This is a genomic window from Cohnella sp. GCM10012308 (genome assembly GCF_042649185.1).
Classification (GTDB): domain Bacteria; phylum Bacillota; class Bacilli; order Paenibacillales; family Paenibacillaceae; genus Cohnella.
Window position 1 is genome coordinate 17,600 of the sequence record NZ_JBHRYU010000016.1, and the last position, 19,878, is coordinate 37,477.

The window sequence follows — 19,878 nt, forward strand, 5'->3', positions numbered from 1 at the left end:
CTCCTATTCGTGATTAACGATTATTTTAATTGCTTCATCCGGTTCGTTCCGCGCGAATTCGATCGCTCGGTCCAGCTCGTCGAAGCTGTAATGATGCGTAATCATCGGACTCACCTTCACGCTGCCGGAGGCGATCATCTCGATGACCCGCGGCCATACTTGCGGCGCGTTCGTCGAGCCCAATAGCGTTAGTTCCTTCAGCACCGCTGCCTGAATGTCCGCCTGGACGGGTTGGCCCGGCAATCCGAAGAGCAGCAGCCGTCCCCCTCTTCGGAGCAGCTCGATCCCGAGCTTCAAGGAAGCCTCGTTGCCTGCAGCATCGATGACGATATGCTGGGTTTCCGCCGCCGGAAGCGGATCCTCGGCATCCGGGGCTTCCGACCGCAGGTTGACCGCGGCGTCCGCGCCAAGCTTGCGACCGAGCGCAAGACGATTGTCGCGCATGCCGATCAGCGTGACCATGCTTGCGCCCGCCGCTTTTAACAGCTGCACATAGTAGAGGCCGGTCGGACCGTCCCCGATCACGGCGGCATGCTGTCCAAGGCGAATATCCAGTTTATCGATGCCGCCCAGGCAGCAATGGAGCGTCTCCGCCTGGGTCGCTTCCTCCAGGCTGAAGTTGTCGGGCAGCCGGTACAGATTGGCGGCGGGGACGTTTAGATACTCCTGCCAGCCGCCCGGGAATTGCAGTCCGATCTCTCCTGCTTCCGCGCAGCGGTGCTTGTTGCCGCTGCGGCATTCATGGCATACGCCGCAGCCGATGAGCGGATCGATGCAGACGCGGTCGCCCGGCTGCCAACCGGTTACGCCTTCGCCGACGCGCTCCACGACGCCGGCCAGCTCATGGCCGAGCGCCAGCGGCGGCGTGCCGAAGCCGGCGTGGCCGCTCATGATATGCAGATCCGTGCCGCAAATGCCGATCGACAGGATGCGGATCTCGACTTGGCCGCTGCGCGGTTCTTCGCGCCCGATATCGCTTGGCGCCATCGCATTGAAGCCCGTCCATTGCCATATCTTCTTTTGCATCTGCAGCACCCTCCTTCTCTTAAAGCGCGATCGCCGTATCGTAAGTCGTTAAGATGCCCGCATCGTCAACAATTGCAAAGGACAGGGGCGCGAGCTGAACGGGATACTGGCGGTCATCCCATTGAACGATTCCCCGGTTTTCCGTTTCCAGCAGATTAAACAAAATACACTTGCCGCCGTCCTTGAGCCATACCAGGCCGATCTGGTTCCCCTCCGCGAGCCGCGGGAAGTCCCAGGAGCCTGGGGCAACCAGCCGTTGCAGCGAAGAAAGCTGCGCTGCGGAAGGTCTTGCCGCCGCTTGTTGATCCCAAACGACAATGTTGGTCGCGGCAAGCTGCAGCTTTTCCAGTAGATCCTTGTTTTTTATCGCTGCCGCTTGGTCAAATACGACTTGCTTATAACTTGGCAGCTGCGCCAGCCATTGTTCGCTCAACCGGTAATCTCCGAAAAATAACAGCAGCTCTCCGTCTACTCCGCCCTGGTCCGCGCGAACGGCCTTGACCGGCAATCCCGCCAGCAGCGGCAGGCTCGTCGGAACGAATGCTTCCGCGAATGCGCCGTGCGTGCCGTATGCCAGGTGAACCGGAAAAGCTCTCGGCACGTCGGCGGTCGCTTGGTCCAACGCCCGCAATACCGGCAGCGCGTCCGCGATCGCATGCCAGTAGCTCGCGTCAAGCACCCATGTACCGCTCATGAACAGCACGTTCTCAATGCCTGCCGTAATGGCCAGCTTCGCTTTGTAGACCAGATTGTGCTCCTTTAACGAGCGCGGCGGAAAAATCGTCGATTCGCTGTACGCGAATTTCTTATCGATAAAGCTCAGGTGATACAAAATGCCGAGCAGCTCTTCGGCTTTGGCATGAGGGGCCGTGAATCGCGTATCGTTGAACTGGTACTCTCCCACCCGGAACAGCGTGTCGGGAATTTGCTCGCGAATCGATGGAATGTCGATCCCGTGCCGCTCGTCTCCGAAATGCATCACCATAATGCCGGGCTGAACGCCTTCGATATCCGTTGCCTTTACGACGTCCGTCACTTTGACGCACTGGAACGCGACCCAATCCTTCATGATGGCCGTGTTGTTCTTTTGCGTCATTTCGACCAGCAACGATTCCCTTGTCTCCTGCCGATCGTAGGTGCGATTGAATTCCGCCACGCAAGCATCGCAATAGCAACCTTCAATAAATTCGTTGAAATTGCCGGCTCGCAGATCGTCGTCCAGGAATACTTCCTTGAAGCCCGCGTCGCGGAGCAGCATGGCCGCCTTCCCGTTGTCCTCGATCAGACACTTATCGATGGCTCCGCAATAATAGACGGTCTCGCCTTGGATATCGACCCGATAGTGCCAATGCTTGGGGATCTCCAGATCCAGGTCGGGATCGTCCGGGTTCAGCGCGTTGCCCGGGTGGCCGATCGGGATCGTGACCGCGCCGACCTCAAGGCCGTGCAGCTCCGCGAACGCCTTGGCCTGCTTCAGCTCCTCGAGGTCGACCATCTTGCCCGAGAAAAATCCGGCGATCCAAATCTTCTCGATGCCGGCGTTCTTGATGTTCGCGATCAGGTCATCCCGCGTTGACGTGTCCAACAATGGCTCATGCGCCATGCTGTATTGCAGCTTCATATTTATCGCTCCTGCCAGTTCAATTTTAAGGAAGTCATTTGAAAAATGACGCTATGCCCTTCACCAGGTGAGGCGATTGGTTTGGTAGCGGCCGAAATGGTCGCATCGCCTTCACTAGAAGAGGCGATGAGCTTGGTAGCGGCCGAAATGGTCGCATCGCCTTCACTAGAAGAGGCGATGGGCTTGGTAGCGGCCGAAATGGTCGCATCGCCTTCACTAGAAGAGGCGATGGGCTTGGTAGCGGCCGAAATGGTAGCATCGCCTTCACTAGATGAGGCGATGGGCTTGGTAGCGGCCGAAATGGTCGCATCGCCTGCACTAGGAGAGGCGATTGGCTTGGTAGCGACCGAAATGGTCGCATCGCCTTCACTAGAAGAGGCGATGGGCTTGGTAGCGGTCGAAATGGTCGCATCGCCTTCACTAGAAGAGGCGAGGGGCTTGGTAGCGGCCGAAATGGTCGCATCGCCTGCACCAGGACAGGCGATTGATACATACCAGCTGCACTTCGCTAGCTACTTCACAGTAACATCCCTCATATCCCTGTCAGGCAGCGGCGGGAATGCCGCGTGAGGCTCCGACTGGTACCAAAATGCCGTGGATGCCACGTCATCCTGCAGGTGCAAAAATTTTTGTTTGTCCTCGGCATTCAACTGCCAGCCTAACGGCTGAACGGTGGCCTTAAAGTCCGCTGCGAAGAAAATCGGATCGCAGCGAGCAATTATCGCCTAATGGCAGCAGGCGCGGACTTCCCGTAAGCTTCTGCTCAATAGGGATTCGACGGCATCATTTCCCAGACCTCAATTGTCTCGAAGGAAGCCGTGCCTCCCTCGCTGAACAGATAGACGCCCGTGCTGTCCAATCTCTCCGGGTACACCCGTCTTGCGATCGCTTGCCGCTCGTTGGCGAAAATCTCGATCACGCCTCTGTCGATATAAACCGTTAATTCGAGTTGCTCGGCATCTTTCAATTGAAAAGGAGCGGCCTCCCTCGCCTTCCAGCCGCCCGCGCCGCTGCGCGTCGAATCGAATACGAGCGCCTTCGTTTCGGCATCGTAATACAGCAGCGCGACTTCCTCCTCGTCAGGGGAAGTTCGCACCTTCAGCCCCGTTCTACGGGCGGACCCGGGCGCGATCGTCAGCTTTATTTCGGAAGACAAGCCGTTTATGCCATCCAGCTCCAGCTTGTCGCCATCGGAGAGCGCGACGGCCGGGAATTGCTTGGCGTTATATCTCAGCATGGCAAGCTCGTCTACCGGCGCCATCCGCAACGTATGGTCTTCACCCAGCCAGACGGTTCTAGGCAGGCTGTACACGCCCGACCACCCGAAGCTTGACTCGTCTTCCAGATTGTCGATGATCCACACCCATACGATCTGCCGGCCCTTATCGTCCATCAATGCTTCGGGAGCGGCGAACGCCCTGTCCACCCATGTCATGCGCCCATGACTTTCCGGCAGGAACCTATTCTCGCTGTATTCGCCGATATAATATTGGCAGCCCTTATTATGCGAAATGAACAGCTGCAGGTATTTGCCGCTTGGCGCCCCGCCTTGTCCGGACAGAGGCAGCGGGAAAAAGCTCGCGCACATATCGTCTTCCGATTCCTGCGTCCATTTGTTCGTGCGGTCCCGTTCGTAAAAACGGTCGACGTACGTCCATTTCTTCAGATCCGTCGATTGGAATAAATCCGTCCAATCTCCCCTCGCTTCGAGCGGAGAATCTTCGCTTCTTCCGTATTTGCCGAGCACGCACAGATTCCCGGTTTGCATATAATAGACGCCGTCTTTTTTCCAAATATTGCTCGGATCGCAGCTCCCCGCATATACGTGCTCGCCGTTTTTGCCGACGACTTCCGTTATGCCGTTTACCGTGCTCTGGATCGCCAGCGTATCGAACTTTTCCCATTGCTCATAGTGACGGTCCGAGCTTCTTGCGATTCCGACGCCGCCGCCGGCCATCGTCTCTATATTGGTCGCGAGGCTCGAATAAGAGATGTACGCGGTGCCGTCCTCATCGACGAAGGCGCCCCCGCTAAACGCGCCGTTATCCCCGTCGCTTGGAACCAGCGCGTCCGGATGATGGCGCCAATGAACCAGATTGTGGCTCGAAATATGTCCCCAATTAAAAGCGCCGGTCGCGCTCGTGCAGTTTTCATAGAGATACATGAGATGATATCTGCCGTTCGCGTAAAAAGCGCCGTTGGGATCGCCCGGCAAGCCGAAGCCTTCGGGCATGGCAAAGTGATAGCCTGGGCGGTAACGGTCGGCAAGAAGCAGCAGCCTGAAATCTTTCACTGTCCGGATCGATTCTTTTATCGTTTTATGGTCCATAGCCGGCACCTCCAGCCTGTTCGTAACCGCAACTTGCGCCTATAAGAGAATTTTTAAGATCGCGCTGCTGAATACGCGGTCGAAGAGTCCCCAATTCTGATCGACAAGCCCATAGGGATGGTTGACCATATTGCCTTTAAGTTCCGTTATGAAATACTTGCCGAACGTATGAAGGTTTTTGAAGTAGCTGTAGCCTCCGACAAAAGCCACCTCGTATTCGGCAGCCAAGCCGCGATAGAGGTCGTGGTAGTGTTGAAAATGGCTAGATGATCCGTTTCTGGAGAAAAGCGGGTTGGCGCCGTTATTCGTAAGGACAATGCAAGGAATGCCGGCCTCCCGGATGCCCTGCAAAATATAACGGGCGGCTTCTTCCGTCTCCTCGGGACGGCCGTAGCATACATCGTTTATGAAATACTCCATCACGATCAAGTCCGGCGCAACGCTCAACACTTCGTGATGGAAGCGGTGCCTGCCATGTCGCATCTCCTCTCCGCCATAGGCAATGACCGAAGTCGAGATTTTTGTCTTCGGATAGGCTTGCCTCAGCGCGCGAACGACTTGCGCGGGCCATAGTCCGTGACGCGCGTTGCTGGCGCCGAACAAAGCGATGCGTACCGGCCTGCCTGAAGCCGCCTTCTCCCTGAAGCCGTCCAGATGACTGCGCTGCTCCAGGGGAATAACGTCCAGCGGATCGCTCCCGTCAAGCGCATGTTTGCGATCGAATATCATTTCCGGATATGCCGTGACCTTGTAGGTGCCGGACAAATCAACCGCTGTATTCGAACCCGGTAGCGAAAAATCCAGCTCCAGCCCCCAACTGACCGGATACCGGTAAGCGGATTGCAGCAGCAGCGGCAGCTTCCGGCCGTGCGGCAGCGCCTTGGCCTCCGTCCAACGAAGCGTATCCGGCGTCAAGGTGCGGTTCGTTCCATAATCCTCTCCCGTTGCCCCGATCCGGACCTGCAATTTTCCTTCGGCATCGCCTTCCGCCGCATGAACCTCGACGATGTAGGTTCGTTCCACCATGTCCTCGTACCGTCCCGTGAGAACAGGCAGCGAATCCGGCGACCGGGAAGAAGGCAAGCGCTCCGCGGCGATCAGGCTGCCGCCGCCATAAATGCAGGATTGCCCCCAGCCCGTGAACACATGGGCCAGTACGAAACCCGTTTCTACCTCCGGCGGCTCGGGCAGCAGCAGCTCGCGGGATTCCGGTGCTTCGCTGTCGCCTTCGACGACGTGTATTGTCCCATCCTCGAGCAGCACGATGGCGTCGTATCTGCATAGCCATACGGCGTAGTCGAGGGACAGCTCCTGATCGACGACGATCTCCCCAAGCGGGTGTCGCTTGACGGTGCCCCAGTAGCTGTCTTGCGTATAATCGACGTCCGGAACGTAACGCTTCCCCCGGTCTTTCGAATACACCTGCAGCGAGCCCGGAACCATTCGCTGGTAAGGCATCCCAGCGGTGCCGCGAACGTTTTCGCCGTTCCAGCCGCTTGGAGAAGTCGCGCTCTCGCCTGCAATCCGATAGCGTTGGTCGTTAAACCGCCTTTGCCCGGCTACGCGAATACATACCGTAGCGGCTTCGGCCAGCTCGATGACCCGGTTGCCGGTCGCGATGCGTCCGGGTTCGACGATGACGTTCATGGACGCCGGCATCGTAGGAATGACCGCAAGGCCCGAATAGTTTGTTTTCATTTATGGTCGCTCCCCGCTCCTGAGGTCGTTACTCTCTTTTGGTCAGCAATATCATTTGAGAGGTTAATGCCGTATCCAGCTCGATCGCAAGACCTTCTCTCGACAAGGCATAACCGCCGACAACGAACTCGCTTCCTTCCGGCTCGATCCGCACGCGATAGCTCGCGCCCTTATCGAGGCCTTTGAAGTTCAACGTGTAGCGGTCTTCATCCGCGTTAACGAGCCTGAACACGGTCGCTACGGCTTTTGTCCTGTCCTCGGAAACGTACTCCAGCGCGGCCCAGCCCGTACCGTCGGCGCCAGGGATAACCGGCGTGTGATGGTACACTTTAGCCGTTCTGTGGAAGGTGCGGATGAAATCCTTATAAATGCCGATATATTTTTTGGCGCAAGCCATCGTGGACGGAGTCGCTTCCGCAATAGATGGCGCGATCCCGCACAGCATCGGGTGTCCCATCATAATCACGTGCATCTGAGAATCCAGATTCCCTTCCATTCCCGGCGAGTACGACCTGTTGATGAATTCGGGCGGCAGTGCCATGCTCATGCCGTTCAGGATCCGCACCGTGCGCGGCATTTTGAACCAATCGGATACCCATGTCGTGGTGAACCGGCTGACGATGCCGATATCCGTCCGTCCGCCGCCGCTCGCGCAATTCTCCAGCTGCAGATTCGGAAACTGCCTGCCAACCCGGTCGAAAATCTCGTAAATGGCCTCATTATGCTTCCAATGCGTATTCTCATTCCGGCCGTCATGAAGGTTAAAGCCCCCATCGTGAGAGCTTGAATTGTAATCGAGGCGGAACATATCCAGTTGGTATTTTTCGACGAGCCGCACGATCTCGGAAGCGACGTAGTCCTTCACTTCCGGCTTCGCAAGATCGAGCACTCTAGGGAAGGTGCTGCCGTATTTCGTTAAAAACCAATCGGGATGCGCTTCGGCGAGCTTCGATTTCGAGCCTGCAGTTTCGATTTCGACCCACAATCCGCATTTCAAACCCTTTGATCGCGCATAGTCGTAGACGGGAAACAGATCGTTCGGAAGGATGTCGGCCGCGTACCAATCGCCCGTCGTATTGCCCCAGTCGGCGCCCGCCGTTCCATTGTTGCCGTACCATCCGGCATCGATCATAAATAGCTCTGCGCCAATCTCCGCCGCGAGGTCTACCTCTTCTTTAAGTCCCGCTTCGCTCATCTCCGGCTGCTTGTAGCCTGGAACCATATAACCGGCTTGGTTATAAATGACGGGCTGCAAGCCGTCTCCGACCTGCCGCAGGACGGATTGCCGCAAATACGCATGCAGGCGCTGGACTGCCGTATCCAGGTCGGCATGGCTCATCCCGAAATGCATATCCGGCGCCGCGATCGCCTCGCCCGGCGCGATCAGTCTGGCGGGCGACGGCGTAACCGGTTGAACCTCGAAGTTCAAGTTAATCTTGTTCGGAAGACGGCTGTCATTAAAATAGTCGGCGAAAAAGGATGTCTTCCAGTTGGAGGACCAGCCCATTTGACAGACGAAATAGCCGCCGTTGATATTGTTGCGCAATATAAAGAAAGGGCTGCTGTGCCCGCTCATGCCGAATGTCGAGTTAAAGAAGATGCCGGTATTGACGGGAATGTCCTGCCAGGCAAAGTTTCCCTCATTCGCCCAATACAAATCCTTGAATCGCCCGACGGAATAAGGCGAGACCGTGTCGTCGCGCAGATTATCGGCGATGTTATCCGTAACGTTCCAAATACATCCCTTAAACGGGATGACGTTCGTAAGCCCCAATGCCGTCTTTTCCGAAAGATTCACGATCTCCAAGGTTCTTTTGAAAAATCCGAAACCGCAGCAACTCGTTATTACTTTTAACTTAATAGGCTTCACTGCATGCTTTAACGTTAACGTTCCTGTCGTGTTCCCCAGCTCATCCCGATCCGATGCGAAGTCGGAAAATTCCCATCCGTAATACAATGATTCTCCGTCGATCGTCAGGTCGAAGGCGGGTTTATCCTTTAAGTCGGTATATTCATAAATGGTCGTCCCGTTATCTTGAAACCCTGCGAACAGCAATCTGCCATCCATTAGCTTTTCTGTGTAAATCGACAGCTCCGACTTGTACTGGAAGCGCATGTTGTCAAGATCGGCGACGATCGATGTCGAATTTGCGGACACTTTAATTCCCTCCCGTTGATTTCCTGAGCTATGCTGGGCCAGTAGAAAAGGGACCACCTGAAGGCAGTCCCTCTTCAATTGCGTCAATCCGAATCCTATTCCAGGTTGTTCTCTTTAACGAACGCTTTGGCGTCATCGATGAGCTGGTGGAATTCGGCATAAGCTTTGTCTACGCCCATCGCTTTAAAATCATCGATGGCTTTGTTCTGCGCGGCTTCGAAGGCTGCGTCGTCCTTCGCCATAATATATTTCGCAACGTTCGCCAGGAAGTACGTTTCTGCCTTCGTCATCACTTGTTGATTCGGCTGGGACAATTGTTTTACGAACGCAGTGAAAGCAAAGTATTTCGAATCGGTAACGGCTTTTCCGTCTTTAATCAGCTTGTCGTATACTTGCCCCGGGTACAGTTCCGCCCCGAATTGCTGAGCCAGTTCCTTTTCGGCAGGCGTAACCGTAGACGGATCGATAACCAGCTTCAGGTCAAGCGGATAGCCGTCTTCTGCCGGCCATGCTTCATGTAGATTGGACAATTTGTTCAGCGTCGTCGTACCTACGCTTTTCAGATAGTCGCTGTATCCAGGGTCGGAAGGCTTCGCCATCTTGCCGATCAATTGCGGCTTGCCGTCTACGACATCCCAATCTACGCCTTTGACGCCGGTGAACAGCAATCTTCCGCCTTCGTCCCCGCTAAGGAAATTAAACAACTCCATCGTGCGCTCCGGATATTTATTCGCCTTGGTGATGGCGCGGGCCGGTCCGAGAAGATTGCCGCCCGGCGCGTCTTTCGGATACAACGCCATGTAGCCTGGGAACGGACCGGGCAATTGCAGCAGTTCCGCATCGGCTACGCCGGTATTGGCGACTAGATCGGCGCCGCCCATCCAGAAGCTTGCCGCCGAGTTATACACTTGGCCGTTGTTCAGCTTGGCGATGTATTGATCGATTTTTTGCGTGAACCCTTCCGGATCGAAGATGCCCATGCGGTATGCTTTATTGAAGAACTTGATGCCGTTCCAGAATACGCCGTCTTTTTGCAGGAAGTTGTCTTGAACGTCTCCGTTTACTGCGCCGATGGAAGTATCGAACGACCAGTTGTTATATCCCATCGAGAACGGATAAGAGATAATGTAAGGGAACATGTCGCCGCCGGCCCATGCCGAGAACGCATAGGCTTTCTTGCCGTCCTTCGTTGTCGGGAACTTGTCTTGAATTTCTTTATTCACTTTTAAGAAATCGTCTTCATTCGTCATCGCCGGAGCGCCGATCGCTTTATACAAATCCCATCTTGTATAGAATCCGGCAAGCGCGCTGCTAAGAGGGACAGGAGTGTCGCTGGCTTTATTCACCCGAACGGGCAGGAAATAAACTTTTCCGGTGTTGTTGCTTGCCGACGCTTTCATAATTTCCAGCGCTTGCGGCGTGTTTTTCTTAATATTCGGACCGTACTTATCGATCAAGTCGTCCAATGGAATAACCTGACCGCTCTGAATCAAGGAGTCTACCAAGTCGGAGATCCCGGCAGTCGATAGGATATCAGGCAAGTCGCCGCCGGCAACGAGCGTTTTCGCTTTTACGGCGTCGCCCGTGATTAGATCCAGCGTAATACCCAGTTTTTCCTGAATAACCTTGGCAATGGATGTATTCCATACGCCATTCAAGCTCGCATCCGAACCGCCAATGAATACTTTTAACGTAATCGGATCTCTTGGAAGATCGGTTCCGGCCGAAGGGTCGGCTGCCGGGCTTGATGCAGCTGCTTGGCTTGATGCAGGCGCAGTACCTGAAGCGGGTGCGGACGATGAAGCATTGTTCGTTGCGTTGTTGCCTGAACACGCCGTCATGGCTAGAAGGGACATGCTGGCAACCATAGCGAGTAAACTCGTTTTCTTTTTCATCCCTGACATCGAATAACCTCCCTAGTGATTGACTTGCTGTTTTATCTATTGATACATGGTTTTCTAGAAAAACCATCATATCCGAATTAACCTTTCACTGCGCCAAGCATAATGCCCTTGATAAAATTCTTCTGCAAAAACGGATAGACAAGGATAATCGGAAGCACCGAAATGACGGTGATGCTCATCTTGATCGTCTCCGGCGAGAGCTGGAGCTGCCTGCCCGAACCCGAATTGGCCGTCATGGCCGCAAGATCCTGAGACAAGCTCTGCGCTTCGTTCAGATAGCCGTACAGAATGACTTGAATCGTCTGCAGATTGGCTTTCTCGACCAGCAAGTAATTATCGATCCAACTATTCCAGCAGCCCACCGAGGCATACACGGCTACGGTTGCGATAATCGGTTTAGAGAGCGGAAATATAATTCTGTTGAAGACGGTCATAAACCCGGCGCCATCAATCTGAGCCGACTCTTCCATCGAAGAAGGTAATTGCTCGATATAAGTCTTGACCAGGATGATATAAAAGGCGTTAATGATTCCCGGCAGGACATAGAGCAGGAAAGAATTGCGAAGTCCGTACGTTTTCATCGTGATATACCACGGGATCAGGCCGGAATTGAGATACATGGAGGAGATCACGATGCGATACATGAATTTGCGGTAAGGCATCACGTGTTTGGTAAAGAGATAGGAAAGCATCGCCGAAAAGTACACGCACAAGACGGTGAATATCACTGTCTTTTCTACCGAAACCAGGAATGCGTGCGGAATTGTATTTAAACTGAATATTTTAATATAAGCGTCGATATTGAAATTGCCGGGCCAGAGATAAACGCCTCTTTGCGCCAATCTGGGTTCGCTGATCGAGTAAATGAAGACGTAGTAGAACGGATAGATGCAGATAAAGGAGAACAGGGCCATAAACACGTAGTTGAATTTATCAAAAACGCGTTCGCCCAGCGATTGTTGTTTGCTTATCACAGGATCGACTCCCCTTTCGTTTTCTTGGAGAGATAGTTGACGGCAAACAACAGCGCAATGCCGAGCAAAGATTTCACCATCCCCAATACAGTCGCATATGAATAGTCGCTGACAGCCCAGCCGACTTGATAGATGAAGTAATCGAGTACATTCAGCTTATCCGCTACAAGCGGGTTATAGAAAACGAGGAATTGATCGAGTCCGTTGTTCAACAAGTTGCTGATTTGTAATAAGAGGAGGACAAAAAAGGTCGGACCCAATCCCGGAATCGTGATGTACCGCATTAAGCCGAATTTGCCGGCACCGTCGATGCGGGCCGCCTCGTATTGCTCGCTGTCGATCCCTGCAATCGCAGCCATGTAGATGATCATCGTCCATCCGATCGTTTTCCAGACATACAGCCCGGCCTGGAAAAACCAGGCGGCACCGTTGTTGCCCATGATTCCGATAATAGGCACATCGAGATGTAAATTTCTTAACAAGGTATAATAGAGCCCATCGCTTGAAAAAACGGCGAACGTTAGGGAAAATACGACAATCCAGCTTATAAAATTAGGCAGCGTGGTCACGGTCTGAATAAATCTCTTGTACTTGCCATGCTTGACTTCATTGATCATGACGGCTGCAATCAAGGGCAAGGGCGTAACCAGGATCAAGAGCAAGCTCATGGCCAGCGTGTTTTTGAGAACCCGGTAAATTTCGCTTCGTTCGTTATAAATCTTAACGAAGTTATCGAAGCCTACGAACTTCAGCTGCGAGAAACTAAGTGCCGGATTGTAGTTATAGAAGGAATAGATCCAACCAAATAACGGTACGAAGTAGAACGCGATCACGTAAATCATAAATGGCATGGCGATTAGGAAGTACTTCCACCCGATTCTATTCTTTTTGGGTAGCATGGTTTTGTTCTCCTTGGTTTCAATTGGTCTGTACATTTATTATAGAAAACGCTTACAGTTAGAAAAATGAACTTTCCGGTGAATTACACAACAAACCTGCACGCCTCCTCAAAATCTTTGACCGCCGCCCTCAAAAAGTTGTATTTTTTTTACGTTTGTTGCACTTTTGGAATCGTGAATTTTAGTTCGGTTCCCACCTGCTGCTCGCTATGAATGACGATGCCGTATCGGTCGCCGAAGTGAAGCTGGATTCTGCGGTTCGTATTGAATAAGCCGATTCCTTTCTTTTCTGTAGAATGTTCGCTGCTGCTGCCATGAATAAGAGATTCCCTTTCCTCCTGCAGCTTCGTTTCGGACATGCCTTCGCCATTGTCGGAGATGGTCCAGGCGATTTCGTTTTTATATTCCGTTGCCGTAATCGTTACCGTCCCGCCGTTACGGTTTTTCAGACCGTGCGTAATCGCGTTTTCGACCAACGGTTGCAGCAGGAATCGGAGAAATTGGTAGTCCATCACCTGCGGCGAGATATGTTTTTGGAGTTTAACGCCGCCCGCCATTCGATAATTCATGATCTTGATATAATTTTCGATATAATCGATCTCTTCCCTGATGGTGCAAAGCATGCCTTGCTTAAACATCGGCTGCAAATAATCGCCCAAAGTCGTGATGCTTTCCACGATATTGTCCGCCTTGACCATAATAGCCATCCATTTGATCGTATTTAACGTGTTGTAGAAAAAATGGGGGTTGATCTGCGACTGCAAAGCGCCGATCTCGATCGTCCGCTTCTCTTCCTGAATCGATTCCTTTTGTTCAATCAGCTCTTGAATATTTCTGGACATTTTATTGAATTGCGCAATGAGAATCCCGAGTTCGTTCTTTAAATCTAGTTCCAACGTGAGTCCCAGATTGCCTTGCCCCATACGTCTTACGACGGTCGTCAGACTGTTCAAAGGCTGCGTTATTCTGCGAATCCAGTACCGCGACAGAATGGCTGCCGATGCCAAACTGAAAATAAACATCGTCACAACGATGAGTCTCAAGGTCAGAATATCGCTAATAAAGAGGCTTACAGGAATCTCGTTGACCAGGATCCAATTCAACGCACTGATCCGATAGGACATGATTTGTTTGCCGTTACTTTCTTCGCTGGCAAACTTGTCGCTCGTGAGCGCGGGTTGATACACTTTCTCAGGCACAGCCCCGGCTTGACCGATTTTCTCTACATTGCCGTGAGACACCACGCGGCCCGTTTCATCGACCAGATACATTTCGTTATTGTCTATATCGTTGGCGTGATTGTAAATATCGTTAAAGTACTTCATGTCCATATTGAGGACAAGCGTTGCCGCGTGGTTATTTGAGTAGAAGCTGCGCGCCGCGGTAATGTAGTTCGTAGACGCAGTCTCTTTGCCGGGTATCGCATTCGTATCCGCAATGTTGAAGTCTTGATCGGTAAATCCGCCGAACCAGACAAGCTTCTGCGCTGCCGACTTCATCTTGCCGTAAATTTGATTCTGGTAAAATGCATTCACTTTACTGGTGGAATCGAATAAAATATCGTTTCTTTGCGCAGTCGTTCGAATCATAAAGCCGTTATCGCCAAAATAACTGATCGAATCGATAAAAGAATTGTCCGAGAGCGCTTCCGAAAAAAATTGAAAAGCCGCCGAAACCTGCACGACGCTGTCCATCTCGCTCATACTCTTGAAATTAATCAAATTTTGCAATTCGGCCTCTAAAAAGAGCTGTCTGGAAACCTGGTCCACCTCGTTGACAAACACCGACAGATTATAATCGTTTTGCTTGAACTGCTGCTGATTCGTATCGATCGCATTTTTTTTCAATACATTCAGGATGCCGTAGTAAGCGATCAACGAGCTGATCGTAAAGATAAACAGAAAGATGATCAGGAACGAGACGACCAATTGATTCGCCAGGGAATTTCTGTTTGCTCTATTGAACAGTCTCATCATCCGCGTCATTTTCTCTGTCCTCCCTGCTGTCCACGAACCATTGCTTCCTGAATTCATGGGGCCGCATGCCCGTAACCCTTTTAAAAATCCGGCTAAAATAGCTGTCATCCTTATAGCCTGTCTTTGCGGCGATTTCGTAGGATTTCAGATGTGTGTTCATCAACATGTTTTTGGCCATATCGATCCGGTAAGCGTTCAAATATTCAATAAAGCTCGTCTCCAAATGCCTTTTGAAAAGCCTGCTTAAGTAGCTCGGATTCATCTTCACTTGATCGGCCAGCTGCTGGAGGGAAAGATCCTGATCGTAATGCGCCTGAATATATTTGATCGCCTCGGCGATTTCTTTGCTGATCGCTCTTTTTCTCTCATGGTAATATTGAACCTCAAGCAAATATTGCGTAAAAATCGCGATAGTTTCATCCAAAGTCGTGCTCTGATGAATTCGGCCTGCATAGTCGAGCGCCATACTGGAGATGTCGTCTGCGTAAATATTGAGGTTAACGGTCGGCCAGTGAATCCAGCGAATGATCACCACCTGGATATCCTGCCTGGATATACGTTCAAGCTGACCCAGCGACTGAATGCCGGCTTCGATTTCTTTGAAGTACCGGTCGTTAAACGGCTCCCGTTCGCGAATCATTTTGTCGAGCTTCGCGGCAACGTTTTTCGAGATGCGATCCGCTCCCATGAGATCCGATCGGATGTAGGTTACGTTACCGAGCACGAATCTTAAATCCAGCATGCGTAGGCATTCCACATACATTTGCTTAAGCGCGGAGTATCCGTTGTTGATGGAACTGATCCCAAAAATGACGGATGCGTTCAGGTACGTTTTGATGACGCTGCTGATGTGCGACAGAATGTCCTGCAGCTGCTGATAAATGTTTGATTCGCTGACGATATCCTGGAAGCTGAACGCCAGGATGTATTTCTCGTCGCGCTCGTAAATGACTTCTCCACGGTTGTAGCCGGCGAGCAGCTCGCTCATCATATTCAGGATGCTGAATCGGATCAGGTTCCCGTGGCTATCCTTGAATTTGTTTTCCATCTGCTTGAAGTTATCGATGGCCATCACGCAGAGAATCAGTCTTTCCGGTTGGAGTCGGAAATGAAGCTCCTTCGTTATGACGGCGAATTCCGCATCCGAGTATCGCCCGTAAGACAAATAGTCCTTCATCGCGTTTTCCTTGAGATTGATGGCGTTCAGTTGGTCGTGCTGCGGCTCTGCGGAGGTTCGGACGCTTTTCGTCTGCAATTCGGCCTGCACCTTCTGCAAGACCTTCTCCATCTCGTCGATGGACATCTTGAACTTAAGGATATAATCGGTCACGCCGAAACGGATGGCCTTATGAACCCAATCGAATTCTTCGTAAGCCGTCAGAATGATAATCTTGGTCTCCGCATCGTTCTCCCGGATGCGGGAGATCAGTTCCATCCCGTCCATATTCGGCATTCTGATGTCGGTCAGGACGAGGTCGGGCCTTGCTTGCTGGTAGAAATCCCACGCAGCCTGCCCATTCGAGAAGTCGGCGATAACCTCCATGCCTAATTTCGACCATTCGATGGAGTTTTTTAGACCGATGCGCACCAGCATCTCGTCTTCTACAATGATAACTTTGATCATCGCCCACACCTCGCTATTCAAGCTGCCACTGAATGTAAATAGAAAGAGCCTATTCGGATAAAGAATCGGCTCTTTCATACTAGGTAATTGAATTGATGTATATAGCGGCGATTACGTCAGCTTGACCTTCAGCAGGCGGTCGCCATGCGCGTACCAGCCCCGGGCCTCGCCGATTTTTGCGCCGCTGCCTTGTCGAACGGCACAACCCGACGAATCCAACTCGACCGGTTCATCCTCGTAGATTGCCATATCCGGATGAGTCTGAATGAATACGATTCCCCGGTCCTGGACCATCCCGTATTCGCCAGGCGATATCGCGTCTAACGCTGTCCCGTACAGCCGTTCGCCGGGAGCCCACCGCTTCACGCCGTCCCCGCTTCGCGATACCAGATTCCCTTTGCCGATATCAGCCGATCCGGTATTTCGAACGAACCGGTGGATCTGTGGATCGCTAATGGACCACTTGCCCCCGCAAAGCTCATCGAACGCAGTAGGAACCGACGTGTAGCCCAGGTCCAACGTGGTAACGGCCTCGACATAATCAATCGAATTGCCCCGCAGCTCGAACGAAAAGCTGGATTGAACGTACGAACGCAGCTGCTGAACCGCAACGCCTTTAATATAGAGATAGCGGAGAAATTCCGCCCGGCAGCCCTCGACGATGATCGTCTCGTTCCCGTAGGTGATCAATTCGCCAATCACGATGTATGGGCAGATGCAGTTGTATAGCTCAAAACGACAGCCCTCGCCCGCGTATGCCTCGAAGCCGTTATGCATCCAAAGCATGCCGTTGGAATGGACGCCTCTGGCGACAACGCGTTGGCCTTGCCGCAGCCCGCAAGCGAGTCCATTCTGATAATTGCCCATATCCGGCGTGTTTTCGTTGATTAATGTGCAATCGAGAAGCTCGATCGTACCCTGCAAATATTCGTCGTCGATGTGCACAGGAGCCTTCAAATTATAGCTGACGATGGTCAGGTTCCGAAGCGACGCGTATTCGATCCGTTGTCCGTAATAGGCCGTGTCGAACACGGCTTTCGCGTCGCTGTAGTCATCGTCGCGTTTTACGATTCGTACGCCGCCCCGCGATTGCCCGACAAGCTCCACGTAACTTTTCAAGCCCAAATACAGGTTTCCGTCATTCGAGAGATCGTAAATGCCGTTCAGAATTCGCAGCACGTACCGCTTCCGGGCCGAGTTATCCGCGATGTCGTCGAGTGCAGCCTTAAGCTCCGTATAATCGCAGTCCTCGCCGGCGGTTCCGCCGGCTTTTACGACCTTCTCCACGAGTTCGTACCGTGCGCTCAAGTCCTGGGCCATGCCGGAACCGCCTCCTTGCGGGATCAACGTAATCTTGGATACCGTATCAAACAGGGAAGCCGTATCGATCAGGGAAGCGGTATTGACCAGGTAAGTAGTATCGGCTAGGGGAGCAGCTTGAAGTTCGGCATATAGCCGTGAATCCGGAAAGCCCGGAAGCCTTCGGCATACTCGTATCCGGCCTGCAAGCCTCTGAACTTGTCCGATATCTCCATGATGCTGAGCAGGTTATGCGACTGATACACATCCATCCAGTTGAACTGGCTGGTATGCTTGGTCAGTGCTTCCTTCTTCAGCGGGAACACGTCGGAGGTGTCGACGTACACTTCCGGCAGGAAGCCGATGCCGGCGGCAGGCGTGAAGTAGAACAGAGACGGATTTTTGGCGATCGGCGGTTCGTCCGCCGGAATCAGCTTGCCGGGAATCGACAATATGACCTCGCTCACGATTTTTCCGGTAACGCCGTGGTCCGTGCTCGGATCCTCCGGAGAATGGGTCAAGATGACGTCCGGATCCGCCCAGCGAATCGCGTTGATGACGGCTCGCCGCGTCTCGGGCGTGTCTTGCAGCCCTTGATCGTCGAAGCGGAGGAAACGGACTTCCGCACCCAGGATTTTCGCCGCCTCCAGCTGCTCCTGTTCTCGCTGCGCAGCGATGGCCTCTCTGCTCTCGTACTCGTTCGAGCCGATATTGCCGCTGGTCGTCAATGCGATAAAGATGTTGTGGCCTTGCTGTTTGTACTTCAACAAAGTTCCCGCGCAGTACACTTCGATGTCGTCCGGATGCGCGCCGATGGCTAATACGTTCATAGGGATCCTCCCGCTTTCGAATCAAGTTAGATTTTTTTCAAACGAATGACGTTCCAGGACAGCTTCGGCAGGCTAATATGCAAGCGGCCGTCCCGCAGCTCGGAGCCGCTTGCGGCATGCGGCGTTACGTTCAACGGGTCGCTCGCCGTATTTCTTGCCTTCGGATCCGGGTTCGTCAGCACCAGATGCTCAGCGATCTGGTAACCGGCGAACTGCCGGAGATCGGCCTCGACGTCCAACGCTTCCGTAAGGTCCCGATTCACCGCAAAAATCGTGAGCTGCTCCGATTCCTCGTCGTAAACGGCTGCCGATTCCAGGCATGGAACGTCCGTAAACTGCTTGCAGTCGTACTTGGGGCTGCGAATGATCGGCTTCAACGAGACGCCTCGTCCGTACATCGATGCATGCAGATAAGGATAAAAAATCGTCTGACGCCACGCGATTCCGTTGTTCGCGGTCATGATCGGGGCAATCACGTTCACCAGCTGCGCAATGCAGGCCATCCGGATGCGGTCCGCGTGCTTCAGCAGGGATATGATCATGCATCCGACTACGATCGCGTCTTCCAGCGTATAGATATCCTCGATCTGCGGCGGCGCGATCGTCCACCGCTCGAGCTGCTGATCGGCGGCCGCGCTGTGATACCACACGTTCCACTCGTCGAAGGAAAGCATCATCTGCTTCTTGCTGCGCTTCTTGGCCTTCATGTAATCGCAAACCGCGATGACGGAATGAATGTAATCGTCCATCTCCAGCGTCTTCGCGACGAAGCTGGCCGTATCGTCCTTGCGATTCCCGTAATACGTATGCAGCGACAAGTAGTCGACTTGATCGTACGTATGGTCGAGCACGGTGGCTTCCCATTCGCCGAACGTCGGCATGTCGCGCATGGAGCTGCCGCAGGCGACCAGCTCGATCGAGGGATCGACCCACTTCATGAGCTTCGCCGTCTCGAGCGCCGTACGCCCGTATTCGTCGGCCGTCTTGTGGCCGATCTGCCAAGGACCGTCCATCTCGTTGCCCAAGCACCATGTCTTGAACTTGTGGGGTGCTTCGTAGCCATGGGATTTGCGCAGATCGCTCCAGTACGTGCCGCCGGGATGGTTGCAGTATTCGATCAAGTTGCGCGCATCCGCCGGTCCGCGCGTGCCCAGGTTGACGGCCATCATCACCTCTGCACCGACATTTTGCGCCCATGCCGCGAACTCGTTCGTCCCGACTTCGTTGGTCTCCAGCGCGCCCCAGGCCAAGTCAAGTCTTCGCTTGCGCGCGGCGACGGGGCCGACGCCGTCCTCCCACTCATAGCCGGACACGAAGTTGCCGCCGGGATATCGGATGATCGGAACGCCCAGCTCCTGAACCAAGGCCATGACGTCTTTGCGGAAGCCTTGCTCGTTGGCCTCCTGATGGCTTGGCTCATAGATGCCGCCGTAAACAGCGCGGCCGACGTGCTCGATGAACGATCCGTACAATCTGGGATCCACGGTGCCGATGACGTATTCTTTGTCTAGAATCATTTCTGCTTTAGTCATTCGCGTTG

14 protein-coding genes are annotated in these 19,878 nt (G+C 53.2%); 1 reads left to right on the forward strand and 13 read right to left on the reverse strand.

Annotation, left to right across the window (positions count from 1 at the left end; genetic code table 11):
- Positions 1-3: 3 nt before the first annotated feature.
- Both ACFOTD_RS17800 and ACFOTD_RS17805 read right to left on the reverse strand, forming a co-directional pair.
- Positions 4-1,026 carry a zinc-dependent alcohol dehydrogenase gene (locus ACFOTD_RS17800; protein ID WP_378121069.1) on the reverse strand — a complete coding sequence of 341 codons (1,023 nt, stop codon included), beginning with the start codon at positions 1,024-1,026 and terminating at the stop codon, positions 4-6.
- 19 nt (positions 1,027-1,045) lie between these two features.
- Positions 1,046-2,647 carry a hypothetical protein gene (locus tag ACFOTD_RS17805; protein WP_378121071.1) on the reverse strand — a complete coding sequence of 534 codons (1,602 nt, stop codon included), beginning with the start codon at positions 2,645-2,647 and terminating at the stop codon, positions 1,046-1,048.
- Between the two features lie 81 nt (positions 2,648-2,728).
- Between ACFOTD_RS17805 and ACFOTD_RS17810 the strand changes: the two genes are divergently transcribed.
- On the forward strand, positions 2,729-3,217 hold the full coding sequence (locus ACFOTD_RS17810) for a hypothetical protein (RefSeq protein WP_378121073.1): 489 nt from the start codon (positions 2,729-2,731) through the stop codon (positions 3,215-3,217).
- Between the two features lie 193 nt (positions 3,218-3,410).
- Here ACFOTD_RS17810 and ACFOTD_RS17815 read toward each other — a convergent pair whose 3' ends face one another.
- The 11 genes from ACFOTD_RS17815 to arfA form a co-directional block, all read right to left on the reverse strand.
- Positions 3,411-4,976, reverse strand: coding sequence for a glycoside hydrolase family 32 protein (locus ACFOTD_RS17815; protein WP_378121077.1), 1,566 nt, complete (start codon positions 4,974-4,976; stop codon positions 3,411-3,413).
- A 39-nt stretch (positions 4,977-5,015) separates the two neighbouring features.
- Positions 5,016-6,674, reverse strand: a complete 1,659-nt coding sequence (locus tag ACFOTD_RS17820; protein ID WP_378121079.1) for an SGNH/GDSL hydrolase family protein — start codon at positions 6,672-6,674, stop codon at positions 5,016-5,018.
- A 28-nt stretch (positions 6,675-6,702) separates the two neighbouring features.
- A complete protein-coding gene (locus tag ACFOTD_RS17825) occupies positions 6,703-8,832 on the reverse strand; it encodes an alpha-galactosidase (RefSeq protein ID WP_378121080.1) in 2,130 nt (709 codons plus the stop codon).
- A 95-nt stretch (positions 8,833-8,927) separates the two neighbouring features.
- Positions 8,928-10,736 carry a type 2 periplasmic-binding domain-containing protein gene (locus tag ACFOTD_RS17830; RefSeq protein ID WP_378121082.1) on the reverse strand — a complete coding sequence of 603 codons (1,809 nt, stop codon included), beginning with the start codon at positions 10,734-10,736 and terminating at the stop codon, positions 8,928-8,930.
- Positions 10,737-10,813: 77 nt separating this feature from the next.
- The gene (locus tag ACFOTD_RS17835) at positions 10,814-11,710 is read right to left on the reverse strand and encodes a carbohydrate ABC transporter permease (RefSeq protein WP_378121083.1); all 897 of its coding nucleotides are present in this window, start codon (positions 11,708-11,710) and stop codon (positions 10,814-10,816) included.
- A complete protein-coding gene (locus ACFOTD_RS17840) occupies positions 11,707-12,609 on the reverse strand; it encodes an ABC transporter permease subunit (RefSeq protein ID WP_378121085.1) in 903 nt (300 codons plus the stop codon). Before ACFOTD_RS17840 ends, ACFOTD_RS17835 begins: the two co-directional genes overlap by 4 nt.
- 149 nt (positions 12,610-12,758) lie before the next feature.
- The gene (locus ACFOTD_RS17845; protein WP_378121087.1) at positions 12,759-14,594 is read right to left on the reverse strand and encodes a cache domain-containing sensor histidine kinase; all 1,836 of its coding nucleotides are present in this window, start codon (positions 14,592-14,594) and stop codon (positions 12,759-12,761) included.
- Positions 14,566-16,209 carry a response regulator gene (locus ACFOTD_RS17850; protein ID WP_378121089.1) on the reverse strand — a complete coding sequence of 548 codons (1,644 nt, stop codon included), beginning with the start codon at positions 16,207-16,209 and terminating at the stop codon, positions 14,566-14,568. The genes ACFOTD_RS17845 and ACFOTD_RS17850 overlap by 29 nt, the downstream gene beginning before the upstream one ends.
- 111 nt (positions 16,210-16,320) lie before the next feature.
- A complete protein-coding gene (locus ACFOTD_RS17855) occupies positions 16,321-17,529 on the reverse strand; it encodes a hypothetical protein (protein ID WP_378121090.1) in 1,209 nt (402 codons plus the stop codon).
- 104 nt (positions 17,530-17,633) lie between these two features.
- Positions 17,634-18,338 (reverse strand): PIG-L deacetylase family protein, encoded by a 705-nt coding sequence (locus ACFOTD_RS17860; RefSeq protein WP_378121092.1) that lies wholly within the window; start codon positions 18,336-18,338, stop codon positions 17,634-17,636.
- 26 nt (positions 18,339-18,364) lie between these two features.
- Positions 18,365-19,870 (reverse strand): arabinosylfuranosidase ArfA, encoded by a 1,506-nt coding sequence (arfA, locus tag ACFOTD_RS17865; RefSeq protein WP_378121094.1) that lies wholly within the window; start codon positions 19,868-19,870, stop codon positions 18,365-18,367.
- Positions 19,871-19,878 lie beyond the last annotated feature (8 nt).

Bases quoted from the DNA above. Each gene is read 5' to 3' on its own strand.
- ACFOTD_RS17800 (WP_378121069.1), bottom strand. From the start codon at position 1,026: ATGCAAAAGAAGATATGGCAATGGACGGGCTTCAATGCGATGGCGCCA.
- ACFOTD_RS17805 (WP_378121071.1), bottom strand. From the start codon at position 2,647: ATGAAGCTGCAATACAGCATGGCGCATGAGCCATTGTTGGACACGTCA.
- ACFOTD_RS17815 (WP_378121077.1), bottom strand. From the start codon at position 4,976: ATGGACCATAAAACGATAAAAGAATCGATCCGGACAGTGAAAGATTTC.
- ACFOTD_RS17820 (WP_378121079.1), bottom strand. From the start codon at position 6,674: ATGAAAACAAACTATTCGGGCCTTGCGGTCATTCCTACGATGCCGGCG.
- ACFOTD_RS17830 (WP_378121082.1), bottom strand. From the start codon at position 10,736: ATGTCAGGGATGAAAAAGAAAACGAGTTTACTCGCTATGGTTGCCAGC.
- ACFOTD_RS17840 (WP_378121085.1), bottom strand. From the start codon at position 12,609: ATGCTACCCAAAAAGAATAGAATCGGGTGGAAGTACTTCCTAATCGCC.
- ACFOTD_RS17845 (WP_378121087.1), bottom strand. From the start codon at position 14,594: ATGACGCGGATGATGAGACTGTTCAATAGAGCAAACAGAAATTCCCTG.
- ACFOTD_RS17850 (WP_378121089.1), bottom strand. From the start codon at position 16,209: ATGATCAAAGTTATCATTGTAGAAGACGAGATGCTGGTGCGCATCGGT.
- ACFOTD_RS17855 (WP_378121090.1), bottom strand. From the start codon at position 17,529: ATGGCCCAGGACTTGAGCGCACGGTACGAACTCGTGGAGAAGGTCGTA.
- ACFOTD_RS17860 (WP_378121092.1), bottom strand. From the start codon at position 18,338: ATGAACGTATTAGCCATCGGCGCGCATCCGGACGACATCGAAGTGTAC.
- arfA (WP_378121094.1), bottom strand. From the start codon at position 19,870: ATGACTAAAGCAGAAATGATTCTAGACAAAGAATACGTCATCGGCACC.